Below are 23399 nucleotides of genomic sequence, written 5' to 3'. Positions count from 1 at the left end.
TGTGCGTCATGACCGATTCCAAAGATGTTGCTCCCGACAGCACGGCAGCGCGCGTTGCGTTGTGGCGTGCGCTGCATTTAGAAGCCGACGCCTCGCCGCCTGTGCTGACCGACGACGTTGGGCTGAAGCTGCTTGAACCGCCGGACGACTGGCGTGAGCGCGGCGACATGAACCCGGTGTTCACACGACCGTTTCGCGCCTCCATCGTTGCCCGCGCGCGCTTCATCGAAGATCTCGTCATTGAGCAGATGCGGCACGGCGTTACCCAGTATGTGATTCTCGGCGCAGGGCTCGACAGCTTCGCGCAACGCCACCCCGAACTCGCCACATCGCTCACGATTTTCGAAGTCGACCGCCCCGGACCACAACGATGGAAGCACGACCGGCTCATTGCATTGGGTTACGGCGTGCAGGACTGGCTGCACTTCGTGCCGGTGGATTTCGAGGCCGGGCAATCGTGGCGCGACGCACTCATGCAGCATGGCTTCGACGCGGGCAAACCGGCGGTGTTCGTTTCCACAGGCGTGAGCATGTACCTGACGCGAGAGGCGAATGCTTCGACGTTGCGCGAGGTGTCGTCGTTCGCACCCGGCTCCACCCTGGCAATGACGTTCCTGTTGCCGCTGGAGATGGCCGATCCCGAAGTGCGCCCCGGTCTCGAGATGGCAGAAAAAGGGGCGCGCGCGAGCGGCACGCCGTTCATCAGCTTCTTCACACCTCACGACATGATGGCGTTCGCTCGGGAGAACGGCTTCCGGCAGGCAAAGCACGTATCGGCGGATGCACTGACCGAGCGCTATTTCGCGAACCGCGACGACGGCTTGCGGCCCCCGGCCAATGCCGAAGAACTGCTCATTGCGACGACGTAAGCCGTCACGCCGCCCCCCTCATCCTGGCGTGCGAAACGGGCGAGATCGCGATATGCTGTGCCGCTGAGTCCCGACAAAAAAACCACGGAGTAGCGGCATGACGTTGACCGAACTTCTCATCCCTACCTTGTCGCATCTGTTGCGCGGCTTGTCTGCGTGGCTCGACAAGGCGGCGGCATATGAAAAATCGAAGGGCAAGGACCCCGATGCGCTGATGACATTGCGTCTCGCGCCAGATATGTATCCGCTCGCCGCACAGGTGCGCTTCGTGAGCTATCAGGCGATGGAGCCCGCCTACCGGCTGCGCAGCGAGCCGATTCCGGAAGCCGTGCTCGCTGTGCAGCGCGATGGCTGGAATGCCGAACAGCGTCCTGGCACGTTTGCCGAGGCGAAGGCGTGTCTTGCCGACGCCATCGCGTTTCTCGACACGCTCCCCGGCAATGCGCTCGACGCAGGGGAGTACATCGACATCTCGCTCGAATTGCCCAACGGTGTGGTGTTCGACATGACCGGCGAGCAATACGCGCGCGACTGGTCGCTCGCGCAGTTCTACTTCCATACCAACACCGCATACGGCATTTTGCGTCAGCATGGCGTACCACTCGGCAAGGCCGACTACGTCGCGCATATGCTCGCGTACCTGCGCCCGGGAACTGCGCCGAAAGGCTGACCTCGACGTTACGCAACCGGCCGCCGATCACTCAGCCATCAGAAAGGGCGGGCCGAAACGCGTGGCGATGTGCTCCGTCGATTCGAACAGTTCGCGCAACACCTGACTGGTACACGTTGGTTGCACATAGAGATAGAACGCAACGTCGGGCAGACGCGGCAGGCCGTCCGCTTCCGAGAGCACGCGCATGTTGGCATCGAGTAACTCGGTGGTGCGGGCCGTGACGCCGAGGCCCGCGCTGATCGCCGCCTTGATGCCGGTGAGGGTCGGTGAGATGAAGCTGGTGCGCCACGCAATGCCTGCCGCGTTCAGACGTTCGATGGACAACCGCCGGAACAGGCTCAGTTCGTCGGCCATGACCAGCGGTACCGGGGCCGCCGCGTTGAAGATGAAGTCGTCCGCGCAGATCCACACCATCGGCGACGTACGCAGCTTGATCCCCGGAAAGCCTTCGTCGTAACGCGTCGAAATTGCCAGGTCCAGTTCCTTGTCGCGCAGCGCATCCATCAGGTGCGGGCTGCGTCCGACGTTGATCTCCAACTGCAACTCTGCCGAGAGCTTCGACAGACGCCGCAACATGCTCGGCAGAATCGAATCGGCCACATCGTGCGGTGAGCCGATGCGCAGTTTCTCCACTGGGCCGCGCGTGTGCATGACCTGCACCGCCTGATCGTTGAGCGCGAGGATCTTGTTCGCATAGGCGACAAGCCGCACGCCATCTGCCGTCATCGTCTTCTGCCGCCCCTGCTTTTCGAATAACGCACACCCCATTTCCTGCTCGAGCCGCTGCATCTGCTGCGTGATGGCGGACTGCGTGCGTCCGACGCGCGTGGCGGCTGCCGCAAAGGTTTCGTGCTGCGCAATCGCCACGAAGGTACGCAACAGATCGATGTCGAGATTTCGCATGGTCGTTCGGGCCGATACTTCAGAGACGTTAATGTTTCTGAGATAAAAATTAAATTGTTCTCAGGAATTTTGGTCGATAACCTGCCTGACACTCAAGCAATATTTATGTGACCGGGGCATAAAGGGTGGATCGCCGGCGATGACCGGTCCCCCGCTAATCGATTCGCCCTTCAGGTCGAACTCAAGGAGACTCAGGATCATGTGGCAACGACACATTGGCGCTGCGCTGTTCGCGACCCTCGCCATGACGGGCGTCGCGCACGCCGACCAACTGGCTGACATCAAGGCGCGCGGCACGCTCGTTTGCGGCACGCAAAACGCCAGCGAGCCGTATGCGTTCCCCGACGCCGCCACGCGCAAGATCGTCGGCTTCGATGTCGACGTGTGCAGCGCGATTGCCAAGGGGCTTGGCGTGAAGCTCGAACATCGCGCCCTGTCGACCGATGCCCGCATTCCCGAACTCAAGACGCGCCGCGTCGATGTGCTGGCCGCTGCCGTCGCATGGATGCCCGCCCGCGCTGCACAGGTCGACTTCAGCGATCAGTACTTCGTCGCGCCGATCCGGGTGCTGGTGCGTGCCGACTCGCCGTTGCAAACGCTCGATCAGCTCGCAGGCAAGAAGATTGCCGCGTCGGAGGGCTCCAGTTCGGCCGCCGTCTCGGTCACGCGTCTGCCCGATTCGAACCTGCTGACCTTCCATGACATTTCGTCCGCGTTTCTCGCGCTGCAACAAGGCAAGGTCGAAGGTCTGGTGGCGGGCCAACTGATTCTCGCGCGCTTCGCCAATGAGGCGGCAACCAAGGGTGGCCAGCAGTATCGACTGCTCACCAAGCCGGTCTTCGAAGAGCGCTGGGGCGTGGTGATGAACAAGAACGAGCCCGCGCTGCTTGCCGCCGTGAACAAGATTCTGGTCGACTACGACAAGTCGAATGGTCTGCAGGAGAGCTTCGACAAGTGGCTCGGCAACAAGTCGGTCTACAAGTTCACGCGCGACTACAAGGTCGAGCCGATCAAGGTGCAATAAGCCAGACGACGCGCAATGTTCGATCTCTCGTTTTTGCTCGAAGATGGCTACCTGAAACTGTTTCGCGACGGTGTGCTGACCACGCTTCGGCTGTTTGTGGTCTCGGGCCTGCTTTCCATCGTGGTGGGCATTACGCTCACCACGTTGCGCGCCCTGCCGGTCAAGCTCTTCAAGGGCTTCGTGATCGTTGTGGTGGAGTACCACCGCAACGTGCCCGTGCTGGTGCAGATCCTGGTGTGGTATTTCGGCGTGCCGCAACTGCTGCCAGAAGGCCTGCGCGATTGGATCAACGCCGGCAACACCGAGTTCTTCTTCGCGACGCTCGCGCTGTCGCTTAACGCCGGTGCGTTCATTTCGGAAGACTTGCGCTCGGGGCTGCGTGCGATTCCGCACACGCAGCAGGAAGCGGCGTGGTCCATCGGTCTGACGTATTTGCAGTCGTTTCGTTACGTCATCTTGCCGCAGGGCATTCGTGTGGCATTGCCCGCGCTGCTCAATCAGGCGTTGTTGCTCTTCAAGAACAGCTCGCTGGCGATGGCGATCGGCGTTCACGAATTGCTCTATCGCACGCGTCAGATCGATAACCTGACCTTCCGCACCTTCGATGTGTTTCTGGTGGCGACGATCCTCTATCTGATCGGCACGCTGGCTTTGATGGCGCTCTCCGAGCACTTCGCCAAACGCCGTACGGCGCCCTCGGGAGTCTGAGACGATGTACGAGATTCTGCATGACTATCTCGCGCTGTTCCTCGTCGGGAGCTGGCCCAACGGCCCGCTCGGCGGCGTGGCGATCACGCTCATCCTCTCGGCACTCGGGCTGGTGATTTCGTTCCCCATCTCGGTCGTGATCGGCATGGCGCAGGTCTCGCCGTGGCGCTGGATGCGGCGCGTGGCGGGGGTCTGGACCCGGCTGGTGCGCGGCATTCCGCTGCTGATGATCATCTTCTGGGCGTACTTCGCCGTGCCGCTGCTCGTGGGCGCCGAGGTGTCGGCATTCACCACGGCCGTGTGCGCGATCATCGTCTACGAGAGCGCCTTCCTGTCACAGATCGTACGCGCCGGTCTTGAGGGATTGCCGCGCGGGCAGATGGAGGCGGCGCGCTCGAACGGGCTGTCGTGGCTGCAAAGCATGCGTTACGTGCAACTGCCGCAGGCGCTCGCGAACATGCTGCCGTCGATCGTCAATCAGTTCGTGTCGATCATCAAGGCGACATCGCTGGCGTATGTGATCGGGGTGCCCGAGCTGACTTACTCGGCCGCGCAGGTCAATACGATCGTGCTGACCAAACCGCTGCAGACGTTCCTCGTGCTCGCAGCTTTCTATTTCGTGTTGTGTTTCGCCATTTCGCGCTTCGCTGGCTGGCTCGAGCGTCGCATCGCTCGTCAGCGCGCGGGGTTGGCATGAGCGCAGGATTCAAGAAGGAGAACGCGACCATGAGCATGCTCGCATTCGAGAATGTCGATAAATACTACGGTGAGCATCATGTCCTCAAGGGGATCGACGCCACCATCGGACGCGGCGAAGTCGTTGTCGTGTGCGGTCCGTCGGGCTCGGGAAAGTCGACGCTGATTCGCACGGTCACGCGACTCGAAGCCATTCAGAAGGGCCGCATCCTCTTCGAAGGCAAGGACGTCACTGCCCGCGACGTGAAGCTTAACCAGTTGCGCGCGCGCATCGGCTTCGTGTTCCAGAGCTTCAATCTTTTTCAGAACCTGTCGGTGCGTCAGAACCTGATTCTCGGGCCGACGAAAGTGCTGGGCATGTCGCGCGACGAAGCCGTTGCGCAGGCCGAGACGCTATTGACCAAGGTCGGTCTCGCCCACAAGATCGACGCCATGCCCGCGAACCTCTCGGGGGGGCAACAGCAGCGAGTGGCAATTGCGCGCGCGCTCGCCATGAAGCCGCCGCTCATGCTGTTCGACGAGCCGACGAGCGCACTCGATCCCGAGATGGTGCAGGAGGTTCTGCAAGTGATGCGCTCGCTCGCGGACGACGGCCTGACCATGATGATCGTCACGCACGAGATGGGATTCGCGCGCGATGTGTCGAGTCGCGTCTGGTTCATGGATCAGGGCGAATTACTCGAAGACTCACCGCCCGCAGCGTTCTTCAGTCAGCCGAAGCACGCGCGCGCGCAGCGTTTCCTGCAAGACGTGCTGCGTCCGTCGCCGATGATCAGCGTGCCACGCGACGCCGTGCCTGTCTGACCAGGACGGCATTACGACGACTCACACAAACACACGACAGCGCCCCGCCCGGGCACCTCGCAAAACAAAGTACCACGGAGAAGACTCTCATCATGTCCACGTCCACCGTTTCCGAACAACGTCAGACCGCCGTCAGCGAAGCGATCAACGCCATGAAGGCCGCATTGGCGGCCGAGGGCGAGACGCGCCCCGCGCTGGCCGCAGTACTCGACCAGGTCAAATCGCTCGCTGCGCGCACTGCGCTGTGGAGCGAGGCCGACTTCCCGCCGCCGACCGATGGCGAACTGCAAGCACGTTATCTGATTCAGGAAGACGCAGACAAGACCTACGCGCTGTATCTGAACGTCATGCGTCCGGGCAAGAAGATCACACCGCACAACCACACCACGTGGGCCTGCATCGCGGCTGTCGAGGGCGTGGAATACAACTACGTCTACCGTCGCACGGACGACGGCAAGACGCCCGGCGTCGGCACGCTTGAAGTGAGCGACACCGTCGTGGTCGATCCGGGCCACGGTATCGCGCTGGCGTCGGAAGACATTCACGCCGTCGAGATCAAGGGCGAAGCGCCGATTCGACATCTGCACATGTACGGCCGTGCGCTGGAGACGCTCACCGAGCGCATTACCTTCGATCTTGCCAAGGGCACGTATCAAGTGATGGATATCGGCGTAAAAACCCGCCGCTGATCTCGCAGTGACCGCTGGGAAATACCGGCGGCGAAACCCCTGACGGCGCGAAGGTGCTTCGCGCCACCCGCATCACATCGCCCCCAGCGGGCGGTGCGGGCCTGCTCATCCCTACGCTTTGGCAATGGCCGGGCGAAACCTGACAACGACGCAACGCTATGACCTCGTTCACTCCCCAATTTGTGCCGTCCGCCCGTCTCAAGGAATGGCTGCACGATGGCGCAGAGATCGCCGTGTTCGACGTGCGCGAGCACGGCCAGTACGGCGAGGCGCACCTCTTCTACGGCGTGACGCTGCCTTACAGCCGGCTTGAGATCGACATCGTGCGGCTGGCGCCGCGCCGTGATGCCCGCGTGGTGCTCTACGACACCGACGCGAGTGTTGCCGTGCAGGCAGCACAGCGTCTGGACGCACTCGGCTACACCGATGTGTACGTGCTCGAAGGCGGAACCGATGCCTGGCAACAGGCGGGCTTCGCCTTGTTTGCCGGGGTCAACGTGCCGTCGAAGACGTTCGGCGAACTGGTGGAGATGGCGTATCACACGCCGCGTGTCACGGCGCGCGAACTCGCAGCGATGCGCGAGCGCGGCGACGATCTGGTGATTCTCGACGGCCGCCCCGTGAGCGAGTACCTGAAGATGACGATTCCGTCGTCGATCTGCTGCCCGAATGGCGAACTGGGCTATCGCATTCTTGAGTTGGTGCCGAACCCCACGACGCCTATTGTCGTGAACTGCGCCGGACGCACGCGCAGCATCATCGGCGCGCAGACCCTCATCAACCTCGGCATTCCCAATCCGGTGATGGCGCTGGAGAACGGCACACAGGGCTGGTATCTGGAAGACCTGCCGCTGGAGCATGGCAGCACGCGACGCTATCCCGATGCGGTGACGCCATCGAGCCTCGCGCAGATGCGCGAAGCGAGTGGTGCGCTCGCCGAGCGTTTCGCGGTGCCGGAAGTCGATGCCGCCACGTTTTCGCAATGGGCATCGGACACGTCGCGCTCGTTGTTCCTTTGCGACGTGCGCACGCCGGAGGAATTCGCCGCCGGGTCGCTGCCGGGGGCGCAGCACACGCCGGGCGGTCAGTTGATTCAGGCGACGGACCAATACGTGGGCGTGCGGCATGCGCGAGTGGTGCTGTTCGATAACGACGGTGTGCGTGCGCCTATCGTCGCTAGCTGGTTGCGTCAGTTGGGACATGACGCCTACGTGTTGCGCGACGGACTTGCCAGTGGTGTTTCGCTGCCGGCACCTGCACCGGCCGTCGCCACGTCGCTGCCCGAGATCGACGCGACTGCCCTTGCTACCGCGCTGGCCGATGGCAGCGTCGCCGTTGTCGATGTGCGCCCGAGCATGAGCTACCGCCGCGAGCATGTCGCAGGCGCGCAGTGGGCGATTCGTCCTCATCTGCCGAAGCTGCCTGCGTCGCGTAACATCGTGCTCGTCGCAGATGAGCGCGGCGTCGCGGAACTGTTCGCGGCCGACTGGCGTCGTGCGAACGCAGGTGACGCGCGTACGTTCTCGATACTCGCTGGCGGCTTCAAGGCCTGGGCCGCTGCCGGTCACCCGGTCGAGAGCACACCCGATTTGCCACCCGACGCCGAATGCATCGATTACCTGTTCTTCGTGCATGACCGTCACGATGGCAACAAGGCGGCGGCGCGTCAGTATCTTGCCTGGGAAACGGGTCTGCTCGCGCAGCTCGACGAACAGGAGCGCGGTGCTTTCCGTATTGGTGAGTCCGCCGCCGCGAAGTAAGCTCTGACGCTGGCGTGCGCGGTCTCTTTCGCGCACGCCGCGGTACCTCTTCCAAATCGTTCGAATCGTAGCCACGCCCCCATCATGTCCCGACAATCGCCTCCCCAACGTCTCGCCACCCGCTTAGTCAAGGGCGGCACGCATACCGCTGTCGTCGGCGGCCGCGCGGTGAACCCGCCCGTGGTGCGCGCTTCCACCGTACTGTTCGACACGATGGAGGACATGAACGACGCTCGCCGCCGTCGTGGCACCGAGCGCATGTTCACCTACGGCGCACGCGGTAATCCGACCGGCTTCGCGTTGGAAGACGTCGTCGCAGCGCTGGAGGGCGGCTATCGTACGCGTCTCTTTCCGACGGGGCTCGCGGCGATCTCAATGGTGTTTCTCGCTTACGTGCGTCCCGGCGACCATGTGTTGATCTCGGACTGCGTGTATCAGCCGTTGCGTCACTTCGTAGAAACGTTTCTGAAACCGTGGGGCGTGCATGTCACCTACTTCCGTGCGGATGGCAGCAATGCCGGAGAGCACATGACAGCGCGCACCAAACTGATCTACGTGGAAGCGCCGGGCTCGCTCGTCTATGAGATGTGCGACATTCCGGCGCTCGCCGAGCTCGCGCATCGTCACGGCGCGTTGCTCGTGGCCGACAACACGTGGGGCTCGGGCGTGCAGTGCCGACCACTCATGCTGGGTGCCGACGTTTCGGTCATGGCCGCGACGAAATACCTGAGCGGCCACTCGGACGTCATGATGGGCACCGTGACCACGACGCAGGAAGTCTGGCAGACGCTCTCCACCATGGCTGATGCACAAGGCGTGGCAGTGAGCCCCGACGACGCGTACCTCGTGCTGCGCGGCACGCGCACGCTGGTGGCTCGCTTGCAGATGCATGAACGTCATGCGCTGGAAATCGCGCATTGGCTCGAAAGTCTTCCCGATGTTGCGCGCGTGTTTTGCCCAGCATTGCCGACGCATCCGGGCCACGCGTTGTGGCAACGCGATTGCATCGGTACGAACGGCCTGATCTCGTTCGAGTTTGCCAATGCCACGACGGCGCAAGCGGATGCGTTCGTCGACGCGCTCGAGTTGTTCGGCATCGGCGCGTCGTGGGGCGGCTTCGAGAGTCTGGCGACGGTGACGAACGTTGCCGGCACGCGAACGTGTGAGGATTGGACGTCGGCCGGGCCGATCGTGCGCCTGCATATCGGCCTGGAAGATCCGCAGGATCTGATCGAGGATATGGCGGCCGCGCTCGAGCAGGTTTTCGGGAAGTAATGCAGCGGGGTGTCCGGGCGTCGGGGTGTCAACGCATCAAGGCGCGGGGAGATTCGCGTCGATGAAACGGGTGATGGTCTCGACTACGCCCGGCGCGAGGGGCAACGAGGCATTGCCGTAGGTCTGGATGTTGGCTGCACGGTCGTCAGTGGTTACCGTCTTCAAGACGTGATTGGTGTCGGGCAGCAGTGCGAGTGTGGCGGAGGGTCGCGCGTGCTTGAGCCGTTGGGCATCGGACGCGGTGACCTGTAAATCGCGCTCGCCCTGCACGATCAGGACCGGCACCGGTACCTGTGCTATCAGCTTCGCGGGGTCTTGCGCGAACAAACTCATGAGAAAACCCTGCACCGCAGGGTCGAACAATGGTGAGAGCGGTGGCGGCAGCGTAGAAACGTCCACCCTCTGACCTTGCGTGAGCGAACGAATGGCGGTGTCGCCTGCGTCGGCAATGGCGGCGTTGGCTGGATTGGCATGAAGCTGTTCACTCAGCACGTCGCCGAGCGGACGTCCCCCTGTCGACACCAGAATCAGACCGCACAGCGATTCAGGATGACGCGCCGCCGTGGCGAGCGCGATCAACCCGCCTTCACTGTGTCCCAATAGCCAGACGCAACGCGTACCGGTCTTCGTGCGAATCGTGTCGATCCACGCTAGCGTGTCTTGCACGTAGTCGTCGACGGTAACGGCATTCGGATCGGCCACTGCCCCGGCGCTGCCGAACATCCCACGCTTGTCGATGCGCACGCTGCCGATGCCGTGTTGCGCGAGTCCGTCTGCGAGGCGCTGATAAGGCGCTGCGCGCACGCCGAGCGGATTATTGCCGTCACGGTTCGTGGGGCCGGAGCCAGGAATGATGAGGACGGTGGCGTGGCTGTCTGCCGGCGCTTCGAAGGTGCCCGCGAGCGGGCCTTGCAAGCCCTTCGGACCCGGTGCCTGAATCTGCGTCGACACGACGGCGGCCGCCACGGATGATGTCGCAACGACGGTGGCAAGGCTCAAGGCGAGCGGCAGGACGGATTTCCTCATTGGTGCGATGGCTGGGCGTCGGAATACGCCAGACGATATCACTCTCCTGAGGTGACGGCGCCGCCGTCAAGCGTCGTCAGGATGTGAAGCGCCGCGCGAATGCGCTCGTCCATCGGGTAGTTCTTGTTCGCCAGCAACACGATGCCCATTTGTTTTGACGGCACGAAGGCGACGTAGGCACCGAAACCGCTCGTCGATCCGGTCTTGTTGATCCAGACGACGGATGTTGGCGTCATGGGCGGTGAAAGTTCACGCGCGGGCGTCGGGTGATACGCCATGTGGTTCGAGTTGCCGTCGAGCAGCGCGTCGACGCCTACCGGATACGGATACTGTTCCCAGACCAGATCCTGCGTCATTGGCTTGTCGAAGAAGTAGCCGGTGTGCGTGGCGTGGATGGCCTGTTGCAGCGAGTTGTCGGGTATCGGATTGCCGAGGTTGGCTCGCACGAACCGCAGCAGGTCGCTCGCGGTGGTTTTTACGCCGTAGGCTTCCTGTTCGAACACACCCGGCGTGACGCGAATCGCCTTGCCATCTTTCCCATAGCCCCATGCGTAATTCGCCTTTTGATCGTCCGGCACGCGAATGAAGGTGTGCTTCATGTCGAGCGGCTTGAAGACATGTTCGGTGACGAGCGTCGAGAAGTCGCCGTGCATGGCGCGTGCGGTGATCCAGCCGAGCGCGCCGATGCTCACATTCGAATAAGTTCGCACGGTGCCGGTCGGTTGAGCCGGTTTCCACGTCTTGAAGTACTGGAGGATCTGTTCGGTGTTGTGGATGCCGTCGGGCACTTGAAGTGGCATGCCGCCGGTCGTGTGCGTGCCGAGATTCAGCAGCCTCACGTCGCCGAACGGCGTGCCTGCGAGTTCGGGCACGAAGCGGCTGGTTTTGTCGGTGAGCGACAGGGCGCCGGTGGTTTGCGCGTAGGCGGCGAGCGTTGCGGTGAACGTCTTGCTGACGGAGCCGATTTCAAAGAGCGTGTCAGGCGTGACGGGTTTCTTGGCGGCTTTGTCTGCCACGCCGTAGTCGAAGACGTAGGTGTGCCCGTCGAAGACGATGCCGACGGCCATGCCCGGAACGTTCTGGCGGGCCATGAGCGGGGTAATGGTTTTGTCGACGAGCGACTTGATTTGCGCCTGCAGGGGAGCGGCAGGCGCTGCGGCGTCGGGCTCGGCTGCGTAACTGCGCGCGCTGAATGCCATCCAACCAATGGCAGCCGTCGCCGCGAGCGCGGCACAAAGGGTGAGATAGGGTTTGATCATCGACGGTCGTCTCCGTAGTCTCCGTATGGGGGCTCAACGGGCGCACCAGGCACAGCGAGCGATTCGGTGTCACTGTGAAGGCGGCGAGCTATGTCCCGAAGCGTAATCGCAAATGGGTGCCTCCTTGCGACGGCGCAATGTAACCGACGTAACCGATGTAATGGATGCAACGCGGCGTGCATTGGGGGGTGTTACCAAAGCGCGGCGCCGCGTACTTCCGTCAATAGATTGCGACTGATGATTTCATGATCCGCCATTGGGCGGCGGGGACGCCAATCAACTGGTTGATGAATCGTGATCGCTTTCCGGAGATCTGGACGCGTCGTCCGATGCGGGCTATTTCATGCTCTGACGGTGGAATGCACAGCAAAATTCGGTCAGTCGGATCATCGACTTTCGCGAGGATGATTTGATTGCAACTCTTAGTCTTGCCTCGCTCGAAAGACTTCTCGGCGACCTTATAGGTTGCCAAGTACGAGACTCCAACCGTGTGAGCCCAGGTTCTTGCCCATGCATGTGCCCGCACAGTGGCCCGTCCATTCGCGGGCGAACGCGAATGGGGCCAGCGGTAGCGACGATGCGCCTTGAGCCCTGAGCGCCTCTGGCAGTGCTGCGGGGACGTCGAATATGAATGTGTCGATCCGAAAGCAGGGAGTCTCTCTCGGTAACTCGGACCAGTCCGAAGCCTGTTCGCGCGTTGATCGTTGCCTCACGCGCTTGTGCCTCTCGCTGTTGTTGAAGCTGCTGATCCTGCTCGGCACTTGCACGGGCGGCGGCGCTCTCGGCGGGGGTGGTTGCTGACGTTTGCTACGCCTGCGCCCCTGCTGCGAGAAGCGCGCAGGCCAGCAACACGGCCTTCGTTTTGATTATCGGCATCACAGGCTTGCATCGATTTCATGCTGCATCAGATGCGTGGCACATGACTCTCAGGGACGGCTCATCGACGAGCGATCATCGAAATCGAGCGAATTCAGCATCGACACAGAGACGCACGTGCATACCATGCATGTCGTGCGTGAAGGGACGTACGCTTTTTGGCGCCTATGCCGATAGCACAGGCGCGTGTGCGCCGGTATTCGCGTGGGGACCGACCGTCTTACAGCGCAGCTTCGAGTTCGCGACTCTCCGATTCGCGAACCACGCGAATGGCCTCGGCCGAGATCATCGCGTCGGCATTGAGCGGCGGCACGTCACCGAACAGCGGCCGGTAAACGAAGTCGCCCACGTCGATGGTCTCGCCGGTCAACGCGCAAACGCCCGGATGATGCGCGCGGCGGATGCGCCAGATCTGCGCGCCGTAGTTGCCGCCCGTGGCGTCGTTCCACGACACGGTGATCGTCAGCTCGCTGGAAATCTCAAGCACGCGGACGATGGGCGCGCGTCGCGTGTACGGAATCACCGGCTGGCACACGACGGGCTCGGCATCGAGCATCGCCACCGTATGCTGCCAGACACCCTGAGTGCGCAGGGCGCTGCGTGACGTGCGCGAGGCACGGGGGCTCGGGGCAGTGCCCGGGGCGCGGCTGTTGCCGCTTCGGTTGGGGCAATTCGTTCGGTCGCTTCGCATAGTCAGGCCAGCCGGATGCGCGGCCCGCGAAGGCCGCCGAGTTTTTCCGCGCCCAGCAGCACAGTGGCGCGGGCAAACCCGTGCAGTGCATGCTGATGACGTCGGTACAACATGGCGTGGCTCCACTGCGCAAACTGTCCGCGCACGATGCCACCTTTGAAAAAGCCGAATCGCCCAAGCGTGCCGAACGCGTTGTAGCCAGACAGCGACACCAACGCGCCAGGGTCGCGATAGGCGAACGGCGGGATTGCGCGGCCCTCGAGCCACGCGCCAAGATGACGGCCCAGATGCGCCGCCTGCTGTGTTGCCACCTGCGCCGTCGGAGGCAGCGCACTTTCCCCCTGCGCCGGCGTGAGCGATGCGCAGTCGCCGAGCGCGAAAATCCGCTCGTCCTGCGCGGTTTGCATCGTGTTGCGCACCACGATCTGGTTGGCATCGTTGGTCATGAGGCCACCGATGCCCTGCAGGAAGTCGGGGGCTTTCACCCCCGCCGCCCACACCAGCAGATCGCCCGGAATCAACTGACCGTCGTCGCGATAGAAGCCGTCGCGGTCCGCACACACGATGCGGGTGTCCGTCAGCACCCGGAAGCCCAAACGTTCAAGCCGCGCCTGCGATGCCTCGGATACGTCGCGGGGAAACGCACCAAGCACTCGCGGACCGCTCTCGACGAGCGTGAGTTTCAGGCGCTCGCCTATCTGCGGATCGCCGTAACCGGCGGCCAGCGCAAACGTGCGACTCAACTCCGCGGCAAGCTCCACCCCCGTGGCGCCACCACCCGCGATCACGACGCGCAACGCGTCGTCGTTCACGGCACTGCGTAACGCTTCGCAGCGCAGCGCCGCATTGAAAGCCTCGGCTTGCGGCTGACTGTCGATGAAATGGCAGACATCGCGCACCCCCGGCAGACGCGCATCGTCGGCTTGCGAACCGAGCGCTAGCACGAGGGCGTCGTACGGCACGCGGCGCTCGCCCAACAGGGGCGAGCCGTCGGGCGCTTCCATCTCCCCCAACACGATCTCCCGGCGCGAACGGTCCAGCCCGCACATGCGACCCGCCTGATACGTGAAGCCGTTGCTGCACGCATGGGCCAGATACGTCACCTGTGTATGCGTAACATCACGCGTGCCGGCTGCCACGGTGTGCAGCATCGGTTTCCAAAGATGGGTAGGATGGCTGTCGACCAGTGTCACGCGCGCAGCCCCGGCACGGCCGAGCGTTCGGCCCAGACGAGTTGCCAGCTTCAGGCCGGCGATACCGCCACCGACAATCACGATCCGGTTTGCGCAAGACATTTGGGGGGAAATGTCAAATTCAACAAGTGATGAATAAGCGCATAATAGCGACCGTGGCCCCGGCGTGTCAAATGGCAATTGTCTGGGCAGGCAGGCGCGTTCGGGTCGGGTAGACTTGGCGCATTGCTGTCGCGAATTCGACCACCCCATCGCTCAATGACTCCAAACAAAGCTGTCCCGCAAGCCGCTCCGCCCCGCAAACGCACACGTGGGCGTCCCACGTGCGACTGCACGCATGGGGCAGACGCGTTATTGCTCAACGCCCGGCGTATCTTTGCGCAACGCGGGTTCTATGCGAGCAGCGTGAGGCAGATCGCGGAGGCGTCCGGTGTCGATGCGGCGCTGATTTCGCACCACTTCGGTTCGAAGGAGGCGCTGTGGGTAGCGGTTGTCGATCAGATCGCCACGCTCACGCGCTCGCTCATCGAGCAGACCGATGCGCTGCAGCACTCGGCGCTGGGACCGGCCGAGCGCATCGAGCAGGCGGTGCGCGTGTTCGTGGAAGTGGTATTCGAGAACCCGGACGTCGGCATGTTCTTCTCGACAGCGGCAACTGAAGAAGGCGAGCGGCTCGACATCATCACGCAGCGGCTGGTGCGTCCGTATCGCGACGTAATGGTGCCGCTCGTGGCCGACTGGCTCGAGGCGCAGAAGCGTCCCGTGGAGGACGCTGACGTCATGTTCTTCATGCTCACGTCCGCCATCAGCAAGACGGTCTCTTATCGCCACATGATGGGGCCGTTCCTGCCGCCCGAAGGCATGGCCGATCTCAAGCGCACCGTGCTCGACTGCGCCATGGCGCTGATCCGGCAGTGATGCATCGATGAAGGGGGCGCAGGCCTCGTATAAGATAGCGGCACCCGGGCCGACTCCCGGCCCGCTTCTTTCTTACGGTGCCCCCCTATGTCGAACGAAATCAAACGTCTGCACACCAACGCTCGCATGAGCCAGATCGTGATCGCCAACGGCGTGGTGTATCTGGCCGGTCAGGTGCCGGATACGGCCAACGTGTCGGTCACGCAGCAGACCACCGAAATCCTCACCCGCATCGATTCGTTGCTCGCCGAAGCCGGTGTCAACAAGTCGCGTCTGCTGACCGCCAACATCTGGCTGTCAGACGCCAAGCACTTCGCCGAATTCAATGCCGTGTGGGACGCCTGGGTGCCCGAAGGCCACGCACCGACGCGTGCCTGCGTGCAGTCGCCGCTCATGCGTGCCGGCCTCGAAGTCGAGATTGCTGTCACCGCGCTGGCGTAATCGCGCGGCACAACATCGGGCTCACCGTCGCGCGCATCGCATGCCTCACGTGTGAGTCCCGCCGCATTCCCCACGCTTCCCACGCTTCTCACGCTATGAAGTCACGCCCATGACGTTCGACGCCCTCGTGCTCGGTGCCGGTATCGTTGGTGTGTCCGTCGCCGTGCATTTGCAGCGGCGCGGCATGTCGGTGGCGCTCGTCGACCGCAAGTCGCCGGGCAGCGAGACCTCGTTCGGCAATGCCGGGTTGATTCAACGCGAAGGTGTGTATCCGTACGCATTTCCGCGAGACGTCGGCACGCTGCTGCGTTATGCAAGCAACCGTTCGACCGACGTGCGTTATCACCCGTCGGCGATGGCGACGATCGTGCCCTTCCTTGCGCGCTACTGGTACCACTCCGCTCCGAAGCGGCACACGGAGATCGCGCGGCACTACAGCACACTCATCGCACATTGCGTGACGGAGCATCGCGAACTCATCGCGGCGTCCGGGGCGGGGGATCTGCTGCGCGAGGGCGGATGGGTCAAGGTCTTCCGCACCGCTGCGGCGATGGATGCCGCGCAGCGCGATGCCGAGCGGTGGCGCGAAGAGTACGACGTGCCGTTCGAGCGGCTGGACGCGTCCCGCCTGCGCAACGACGAACCGTCTCTCACGCACACGCTGGTGGGGGGATTGCGCTACACCGCATCGGATTCCGTGAGCGATCCGGGCGCGCTGGTGGCGGCCTATGCGCGTTACTTCGAATCGCTGGGCGGACGCTTATTCAACGGCGATGCCACGACATTGCAGCCGCAATGGTCGGTGCAGACGCAGGCGGGGCGAGTCGAGGCGCGACGCGCTGTCGTCGCACTTGGCCCGTGGGCCGATAATGTGACGGCGGCGCTAGGCTACCGTTTGCCGCTCGCGGTCAAACGCGGCTATCACATGCATTACCGCGCGCAGCCGGGCGCCCGGCTGAATCAACCGGTGCTCGATGCCGAACATGGCTTTCTCATCACACCCATGACGCGCGGCATTCGGCTCACCACCGGTGTGGAGCTCGGCCTTCGCGACACGCCGCCTACGCCGGTGCAACTCGCTGCCGTCGAGCCCCTCGCGCGCGCGACGTTCCCGCTCGGCGAGCGAGTGGATGCTGCGCCGTGGCTCGGCCGGCGTCCGTGCACGCCGGACATGATGCCGATTATCGGCCCGGCGCCTCGTCATCGCGGTTTGTGGTTTGCGTTCGGGCACGCGCACCACGGCCTGACGCTAGGCCCGGTGACGGGCCGCCTCGTCGCCGAGATGATGACGGGCGAGACGCCGGTCGTCGATCCTGAGCCGTTCAGCGTGCTGCGCTTCTGAGTTGCCCAGCGGCGGCTGCACCGCTATTGCGGCATCTCTTCCGATGAATCGGTGCTCGGCGCACGTGCGGCGTCGCCATTTGCGCCGGAGCCTGCGTTCGTATCGTCACCGCCGATCACACTGATCTCGAACAACGGCTTGCCCGCGAGCGACCGTACTCCCGGATCTTCCGGATAGGTCTTGAGCAGCGGCAGAATGACCGCGCCGCCGATGACGTTGCGACGGCTGTTATCCGCAGGCGACAGACCCCACACATTCTGATACGTCATCGGCACACTCTCGCCGTCGCGCTGCGCATTGCCCAGATACAGCATGATGTGTCCGTTGATATGAATCAGCGTCATCAGCGCACGGCCCCGCTCGGTCAGCGTGCGCAGTCGCGTGTCGATATCGGCGGCGCGCAGATCGGTGCGTTTGCCGGCGCGTAGCTGGTCCGACGAATGACGGGGCAGCCACACGCCGAAGGGCGCGAAGAGACTACGCGTTTCGGCGGAACAGTCGTTGTAGAACAGCGTATTGCCCCAGCCATAGGGGCGCCCGATCTGCTGCTTCATCACCTGCGCCATGTGACGCGGCGTCAGCGCCCACGGCATCGGCACAATGGCCGATGTGTCCAGCGTAGCGGTGAGGATCTGCGCCCGGCGCTGAATATCGGCCACAGGGAACATCGCCATCTGACGCCCGTCGCGCAATCGTATCAACGGCAGCACCGTGCCGATCGGCGCGAAAGTCCGGTAGACGGGTGTAGCGGTGCCGGGTGACGTATCGGCCAGCACGGCGTCGGCACGCACGATGGCACCGAGGCTGCGCTGTGCGGCGTCACGCCACGTCGCGACGAAACGCTCGTCGACCGACGCTACCGAGCGGGCATCCACCCAACCGATCAGATCGGGCGAATAGACAAGCAGCCATGCGCCATCGGCGCTGCGGGCGAGGGTGTACACGGGCGTGCCGGGCCGCAGTGCCGAGTCTTGCAGTGCATCGAACGGGTAGCCTTCACCCGCCTCACGGAAATCGTAGAACGCCGGATCGTAAGTGGGAAGCTGGCGCACGAGCGCGTTGTCGACCGTGATGCCTCGACGGCGCGGATCATATTGCCCCCCGGCGTTGTCGGCATCGAGCTGCGCCAGCGCCATGTTGGCTTCGATCGCGCGACTCCACGCCGCCGTGTGCGGCTGGAAGTTCTCGCCATAGGTCTTGCGCACGCCGGGCGCGCCGTTGTCGAAACGCCCGACGCGGCGGCTCTGGGAATCGGCGATCTGTTGCGCACCCGCAGCAGTGAGCAGCGATGTCGAGAGCCATGTGCCGTTCCACGGCGAGGGGTCGCGCGGCGCAGTGCCGAAGTAGCGCGCACGAAACGCGTCGAAGCGGCGGTCTTGTTCTTGTGCGGAAAGCAGTGGCTGATCGTAGCCGGGGGCGTCAGGCCGAATCCAGTGATCGACGTCCTGATCGTAATGCTCGATGGGGAAGCGGCTGACGTTGTAGCGTGTGCTCGCCGCGGTTGCCGTGGACGTCGGCGACGTCGGCGATGTCGCGGGGGCATGTGGTGCGCCCGCACAGGCGGCGAGCATGGCGAGCGGCAGGAGCGTCGCGAAGAAGACGGCGCGTCGGCGCAAACTGCCCGGCGTGCAGCCCGGCGGGACGTGTGAGGTGGCGCGCAGGATCGCGCTGCGCGCCGCAAGGATTGCACCCATGTCGTGCGAAAGAGAGCCTGGATTCCGCCATGCTACTCCATCGATCGGGGTGCAATCCCGCGCGTTCGAAGACCACGAACGCCTCGCGTCTTGCCGGCGCGATTTACCAGCGCGCCGTCACGCTGCCGAGCACCGTGCGGCCCGTGCCGTAGTAGCACTGCACCGTGGTGTTGCAGCCCGCCACGTAGGTGCGATCGAACAGATTGGTCGCGTTGAGCTGCAAACGCCAGCGCCAGCCGATGTCGGCGTGCAGCGAGGCGTCGACGAGCGTCACACCGGGCACTGAGAACGAGTTGGCGCTGTCGCCTGCCGTCTGGCCCAGATAGCGCACGCCTGCACCCGCGCCCAGCTTCACGTCGCCCACGTTGCCGAAGTGGTAGTCGGCCCAGATCGACGCCATGTTGCGCGGCACGCCATACGGGCGTTTACCCAGATCGGCGTTGTTGCTGCGTGTCACTTCTACGTCCTGATACGTGTAGCTCGCCACCAGGTTGAGTCTCGACGTCAGGCTCATCCGCGCTTCGAGTTCGGCGCCGCGCGAGCGCACTTCGCCTGTCTGGATCGTGTTGCGCGTGTTCGCCGGGTCGGCGGTCGAGACGTTTTGCTGCGTCAGGTTGAACAGCGACGCGGTGAAGATCGCGTTGGTATTCACCGGCTGGTACTTGATGCCGATCTCATATTGCTGACCCGTGGTGGGCTGGAGCGGGTCGCCCGCGAGGTTGGTCGAGAGCGTCGGCAGGAACGACGTCGAATAGCTGAAGTACGGCGACAGCCCGATGGCCGATTCGTACAGCAGTCCGGCGCGCCACGTGAACTTGTTCGGCGTCTGCTTGACCGACGTCTTGTTGATGTTGTTCCCGGTCGTCGACCACGTGAAGTCTTCACGCCCGCCCAGCGTGAGATACCAGCGATCCCAACGCATCTGGTCCTGCAGGTACAGACCGAGCTGCGTTTGCGTCTGGTCGGTGCTGGTCGTCGGATTGGCGGGCAGCACACCCTTCACGCCATAGACCGGTGCGTAAAGGTCGAGCGATGGCGCAGTGCCTGTCCACACGCGGTTCAGGAAGCGTTGCGTCTGGAAGTCGACACCGCCGACCACCTTGTGCGCGACAGGACCGGTCTTCGTGTCGTATTGCACGTTGTTGTCGAGCTGCCAGCCGTTCAGAATCGGCGCGGCCTGATAGGCGGTGCGTTGCAGCGTGCGTTGGTCGGCCAGCAGTGCCGTGCCATAGATCGATTTGTAGTCGAGATCCATGTGCGTGAAGCGCGCCGTCGAACGCAATTGCAGTGCGTCGTTCACACGATGCTCGAAGCGGTAGCCGGTGGCGACTTGCGTTTTGCGATAACGGTCGAATGCCGGGTCGCCGGTGAGCAGGTCGCGATCGATGCGGCCCCAGCGCGAGGGGTTCACCATGCCGAGCGCCGGACCGTAGCTGACCGACGAGCCCATGCTGTCCTGCATGTAGTTGAAGAACCAGGTGAAGCTCGTTTGCGCATTCGGGCGCCATGTGATTGACGGCTGGATCATGATGCGGTCGTCACTCACGTTGTCCGTTTGCGCGTTCGAGAGGCGGCCAAGACCCGTGATGCGGTACAGCAGCGTGCCGTCTTCGTTGGCCGGACCGGTCATGTCTACGCGCAACTGGCGGCGATCGAACGTGCCGTAGTCGACGCCGATCTCGCGATACGGCTCGGTGCTCGGCGCCTTGCTCACGAGATTGACGAGACCGCCGAGGTTCCCCGCGCCATAGAGGATGGAGCTGGGGCCACGCAGCACTTCCACTCGCTCGAGGGTGTACGGATCGACGCGAATGGCGGCGTAGCTGCCCGGGCGGTTGGCGATTTGCGGCACGCGCAGGCCGTCCCAATAGACGTCGGCGTTGAAGCCCCGAATGTAGAACCAGTCGGCGCGGGTGTCGCTGCCGTACGGGTCGGCGTTCACCCCGGCGGCGTACTTGAGCGCGTCGGTCACGGTCTGCACGGCCTGATCGTTCATCTGGTCGCGCGGAATCACACTGATGGATTGCGACGTCGTCATGATCGACGTGTCCGACTTGGTCGCCGTGTCGCTGCGTTGGGCGACGTAGCCGACAACCGGGCCGCGCGCGACGTCGCGCTCGGCGCGTGCATTCACATTCGTTTGAGGCAGCACGACGGCGGCCCCGGCGGCCCCGGCGGCACTCCCCACGCCGGTGTTCGGGCCGGGCGCGACGATGTAGCCGCCGTTCGGTTGGCCAGACGCTTGCAGACCGGTGCCTTCGATCAGGATCGCCAGCGCGAGCGACGGCGTGTACGTGCCCGAAACGCCGGCGGTGCGCTTGTCGGCGATCTGGGCGGCGTCGTACGAAATCATCAGCCCGGTCTGCTGGGCGAACGCGACGAGGCCCTGTTGCAGCGAACCTGCCGGAATGTGCAGCGACTGCGCGGCGCGCGCCGCGGCAGCCGGGGTGGCGCCGCCATTGGCGGCGGACTGGGCGTGGGCGCTCACGGCCGTCAGGGCGGTCAGGGTGAAGAGCGCGCTGGCGGCCAGCGTGACAGCCCGGCGGGCGGTGGCGATCTCGGTGCCAACGAGCGTGCGCTTGGGTGCGGCACGCGCAGACGTGCGGCTGACGTGAGAAGACATGACGGCGGATTCCTTTCCTGGGAGCATCGAAACATCAAAATGGGCGTTCCTGTCTATGCCCCGCGAGATTCGAAAACCCCTCATCCGACGCAAGAAAATTTTTTGGGTGGTTGCCTCAGGTGTGCGGACGATCGCCGCCGACCGCCTGGTACGTTCGCTCGCGCCCAGGGACGTCGCTGGTGGCCGAACCGGGCTGAACGCGCACGAACCAACGCGTGTAACGCCGCACGTCAACGGGCAATGCACGCGAGAGCATGTCGAGTACGCGGTCGGTGTCGTCGACCGGATAGATGCCCGACACGCGCAGGCCAGCTACCTCCGGCGCATAGCCGAGATGGCCGCGACGGTAGCGTCCGAGTTCGGTGAGGAAGTCGCCGAGCGGCATGGCGTGGACGACGAGCATGCCTTGCGTCCACGCGGCGGCGGCGTTGGCGGCGCCGGTGTCCTCGAAGCGCGAGCGCAGCGTGGTGGCGTCGAAGGTCGCGCCTTGTCCTGCCGTCAGCACGGTTGCCGCGTTCGTTGCCTTCGCGGGCACGATGCGCACGGCGCCTTCGAGCACCGTGACGGTGGCGCTGTCGTCATGCTGGCGCACGGCGAAACGAGTACCGAGCGCCTGCAGACTGCCCTGAGCGGTGTCGACAAAGAACGGGCGATGGCCGTGATCGGCATCGGCGCCGGTCGTGATGGCGATCTCGCCGCGCACCAGTCGCAAGCGGCGGGTGTCCTGCGAGAGGCTGATGTCGACGGCCGAGTCCGTATTCAGTGAAAGCGTCGTGCCATCCGCGAGTTGAACGGTGCGGCGCTCGCCGACGCCCGTGTTCACGTCGGCACGCCAGGCGCGGACGGCGTTGGAGTCGCCGGCGGACCAGACCGCCCCAGCCACGCCAGCAAAGACGATGAGACTGAGCGCGCGCCGCCGTCCCGGATTCCCCCGCGCACGCACGAGCGTGTTGTGCGCGACGAGGGGCGGGAGGGTGCGCAGATGCGCGCCGAAGTCGACCAGACGCTGCCACGCGAGCGCGTGGCGGGTATCGGCGTCGTGCCAGCGCTGCCATGCGGCGTGTGTGGTGGCGCGCGCGTCGGCGTCGGCGCCGGGGGCATCGTGCGCTTGCAGACGGACGAACCATTCGGTGGCCGCGAGCGTGACCGACTCCGGTAGCGTTGCCGACGCCGATGAAGGACCGCCTGCGCGGTGCAGGTCATGCGTATCGGTGCTCATGCGGTGGGGTCCCCGAAGCAGCAGGCGTGCAGGGCCTTGACGATGTGGCGTTGCACGGTGGCGATGGAAAGGCCGACGGCGTCGGCGATGTCGCGCTGTGCGAGGCCGTCGAGTTGCGACATCAGGAAGACACGGCGAACGATCGGCGGCAGGCCGTCGAGGCGCCGGTCGATGTCGATGAGTGTCTGGAGCAGGATCGCGCGGGTTTCGGGATCGGGCGCAACGGCCTCGGGTTGTGCGGCGAGCACGTCGAGGTAAGCGGCCTCGATCTTGCGATGGCGGTGCAGATTGGCAACCAGCCCCTGGGCGACGACGGTGAGAAACGCCCGGGGTTCGCGCGGGCAGACGGGAGCGTCTTTGCTGAGCAGGCGCACGAAGGTGTCGTGGGCAAGGTCGGCGGCGTCGCCGTGATTGCCGAGCTTTCGGTGCAGCCAGTTGCGCAGCCAGCCATGATGATCGTGATAGAGCGTGGCTACGCCGGACGCGTCGGCGCGCGCGGCGTTTTTCCGTCCCCCATTGTCGTCACGCATCATGGTCTTGGCTCGGTCGCGTGAGCACGCCACCTTCGCTGATCTAGCAGCTTTTTGGGTTAATGATAATCATTCGCATCATATCATGAGCGTATCGGGCGGTGACGGATAGGAAACAAATCGGATTGGCTAACGGCATCCGGATTAGGAACACCGGCAATGGGGGGATCGATTGTGCTGTACAAA

At 64.0% G+C, this 23399-nt stretch carries 22 protein-coding genes; 12 read left to right on the top strand and 10 right to left on the bottom strand.

The genetic code is table 11. The annotated features are described in order from the left end of the window. Window positions 1–8: 8 nt before the first annotated feature. Entirely contained in the window at window positions 9–869 is an 861-nt protein-coding gene (locus tag PBR20603_RS03755; RefSeq protein WP_150558160.1) for a class I SAM-dependent methyltransferase, read from the top strand. A gap of 97 nt (window positions 870–966) precedes the next feature. Beyond that, entirely contained in the window at window positions 967–1539 is a 573-nt protein-coding gene (locus tag PBR20603_RS03750; protein ID WP_150558159.1) for a DUF1993 domain-containing protein, read from the top strand. Window positions 1540–1566: 27 nt separating this feature from the next. Here PBR20603_RS03750 and PBR20603_RS03745 read toward each other — a convergent pair whose 3' ends face one another. Continuing rightward, window positions 1567–2445 (bottom strand): LysR substrate-binding domain-containing protein, encoded by an 879-nt coding sequence (locus PBR20603_RS03745; protein WP_150558158.1) that lies wholly within the window; start codon window positions 2443–2445, stop codon window positions 1567–1569. A 199-nt stretch (window positions 2446–2644) separates the two neighbouring features. On the opposite strand from PBR20603_RS03745, the gene PBR20603_RS03740 reads away from it, so the two are divergent. The 7 genes from PBR20603_RS03740 to metC all read left to right on the top strand — a co-directional run bounded on the left by PBR20603_RS03740 (window position 2645) and on the right by metC (window position 9401). Next, window positions 2645–3469 carry a transporter substrate-binding domain-containing protein gene (locus PBR20603_RS03740; RefSeq protein WP_150558157.1) on the top strand — a complete coding sequence of 275 codons (825 nt, stop codon included), beginning with the start codon at window positions 2645–2647 and terminating at the stop codon, window positions 3467–3469. Window positions 3470–3484: 15 nt separating this feature from the next. After that, complete coding sequence (locus PBR20603_RS03735) at window positions 3485–4177, top strand: amino acid ABC transporter permease (RefSeq protein WP_150558156.1); 693 nt, start codon at window positions 3485–3487, stop codon at window positions 4175–4177. A gap of 4 nt (window positions 4178–4181) precedes the next feature. Continuing rightward, a complete protein-coding gene (locus PBR20603_RS03730; RefSeq protein WP_010806775.1) occupies window positions 4182–4874 on the top strand; it encodes an amino acid ABC transporter permease in 693 nt (230 codons plus the stop codon). Between the two features lie 35 nt (window positions 4875–4909). Then, on the top strand, window positions 4910–5677 hold the full coding sequence (locus tag PBR20603_RS03725) for an amino acid ABC transporter ATP-binding protein (protein WP_150558327.1): 768 nt from the start codon (window positions 4910–4912) through the stop codon (window positions 5675–5677). A gap of 92 nt (window positions 5678–5769) precedes the next feature. Beyond that, window positions 5770–6366 carry a cysteine dioxygenase family protein gene (locus PBR20603_RS03720; protein ID WP_150558155.1) on the top strand — a complete coding sequence of 199 codons (597 nt, stop codon included), beginning with the start codon at window positions 5770–5772 and terminating at the stop codon, window positions 6364–6366. Window positions 6367–6524: 158 nt separating this feature from the next. Further along, window positions 6525–8126 (top strand): rhodanese-like domain-containing protein, encoded by a 1602-nt coding sequence (locus tag PBR20603_RS03715; RefSeq protein WP_150558154.1) that lies wholly within the window; start codon window positions 6525–6527, stop codon window positions 8124–8126. A gap of 84 nt (window positions 8127–8210) precedes the next feature. Then, window positions 8211–9401 carry a cystathionine beta-lyase gene (gene metC, locus PBR20603_RS03710; RefSeq protein ID WP_150558153.1) on the top strand — a complete coding sequence of 397 codons (1191 nt, stop codon included), beginning with the start codon at window positions 8211–8213 and terminating at the stop codon, window positions 9399–9401. A gap of 36 nt (window positions 9402–9437) precedes the next feature. Here the strand turns inward: metC and PBR20603_RS03705 are convergent, their stop codons facing one another. The 5 genes from PBR20603_RS03705 to PBR20603_RS03685 all read right to left on the bottom strand — a co-directional run bounded on the left by PBR20603_RS03705 (window position 9438) and on the right by PBR20603_RS03685 (window position 14548). Beyond that, entirely contained in the window at window positions 9438–10427 is a 990-nt protein-coding gene (locus PBR20603_RS03705) for an alpha/beta hydrolase (RefSeq protein ID WP_150558152.1), read from the bottom strand. Window positions 10428–10465: 38 nt separating this feature from the next. Then, entirely contained in the window at window positions 10466–11686 is a 1221-nt protein-coding gene (gene blaPNC / locus PBR20603_RS03700; protein WP_150558151.1) for a PNC family class C beta-lactamase, read from the bottom strand. A gap of 220 nt (window positions 11687–11906) precedes the next feature. Continuing rightward, complete coding sequence (locus PBR20603_RS24045) at window positions 11907–12158, bottom strand: hypothetical protein (protein WP_174977762.1); 252 nt, start codon at window positions 12156–12158, stop codon at window positions 11907–11909. A gap of 624 nt (window positions 12159–12782) precedes the next feature. Beyond that, a complete protein-coding gene (locus PBR20603_RS03690) occupies window positions 12783–13253 on the bottom strand; it encodes a DUF3331 domain-containing protein (protein ID WP_150558150.1) in 471 nt (156 codons plus the stop codon). Window positions 13254–13255: 2 nt separating this feature from the next. Further along, complete coding sequence (locus PBR20603_RS03685; protein WP_150558149.1) at window positions 13256–14548, bottom strand: NAD(P)/FAD-dependent oxidoreductase; 1293 nt, start codon at window positions 14546–14548, stop codon at window positions 13256–13258. A 156-nt stretch (window positions 14549–14704) separates the two neighbouring features. Here PBR20603_RS03685 and PBR20603_RS03680 point away from each other — a divergent pair, with 156 nt between their 5' ends. The 3 genes from PBR20603_RS03680 to PBR20603_RS03670 all read left to right on the top strand — a co-directional run bounded on the left by PBR20603_RS03680 (window position 14705) and on the right by PBR20603_RS03670 (window position 17147). Continuing rightward, window positions 14705–15364, top strand: a complete 660-nt coding sequence (locus PBR20603_RS03680) for a TetR/AcrR family transcriptional regulator (protein WP_150558148.1) — start codon at window positions 14705–14707, stop codon at window positions 15362–15364. 87 nt (window positions 15365–15451) lie between these two features. Then, on the top strand, window positions 15452–15805 hold the full coding sequence (locus tag PBR20603_RS03675) for a RidA family protein (protein WP_039394400.1): 354 nt from the start codon (window positions 15452–15454) through the stop codon (window positions 15803–15805). 109 nt (window positions 15806–15914) lie between these two features. Beyond that, a complete protein-coding gene (locus tag PBR20603_RS03670; protein ID WP_150558147.1) occupies window positions 15915–17147 on the top strand; it encodes an NAD(P)/FAD-dependent oxidoreductase in 1233 nt (410 codons plus the stop codon). Between the two features lie 23 nt (window positions 17148–17170). Here PBR20603_RS03670 and PBR20603_RS03665 read toward each other — a convergent pair whose 3' ends face one another. The 4 genes from PBR20603_RS03665 to PBR20603_RS03650 form a co-directional block, all read right to left on the bottom strand. After that, entirely contained in the window at window positions 17171–18841 is a 1671-nt protein-coding gene (locus tag PBR20603_RS03665; RefSeq protein ID WP_150558146.1) for an SH3 domain-containing C40 family peptidase, read from the bottom strand. A 103-nt stretch (window positions 18842–18944) separates the two neighbouring features. Continuing rightward, a complete protein-coding gene (locus tag PBR20603_RS03660; RefSeq protein ID WP_174977761.1) occupies window positions 18945–21464 on the bottom strand; it encodes a TonB-dependent siderophore receptor in 2520 nt (839 codons plus the stop codon). A 115-nt stretch (window positions 21465–21579) separates the two neighbouring features. Beyond that, window positions 21580–22683: a FecR domain-containing protein gene (locus tag PBR20603_RS03655; protein WP_150558144.1), complete on the bottom strand. Its 1104-nt coding sequence runs from the start codon at window positions 22681–22683 to the stop codon at window positions 21580–21582. Next, entirely contained in the window at window positions 22680–23213 is a 534-nt protein-coding gene (locus PBR20603_RS03650; protein WP_150558326.1) for a sigma-70 family RNA polymerase sigma factor, read from the bottom strand. The genes PBR20603_RS03655 and PBR20603_RS03650 overlap by 4 nt, the downstream gene beginning before the upstream one ends. Window positions 23214–23399: the final 186 nt, after the last annotated feature.

The organism is Pandoraea bronchicola (genome assembly GCF_902459805.1).
Lineage (GTDB): Bacteria > Pseudomonadota > Gammaproteobacteria > Burkholderiales > Burkholderiaceae > Pandoraea > Pandoraea bronchicola.
Note: the sequence above shows the minus strand (reverse complement) of the source record. Positions and strands in the feature narration are given on the sequence as shown.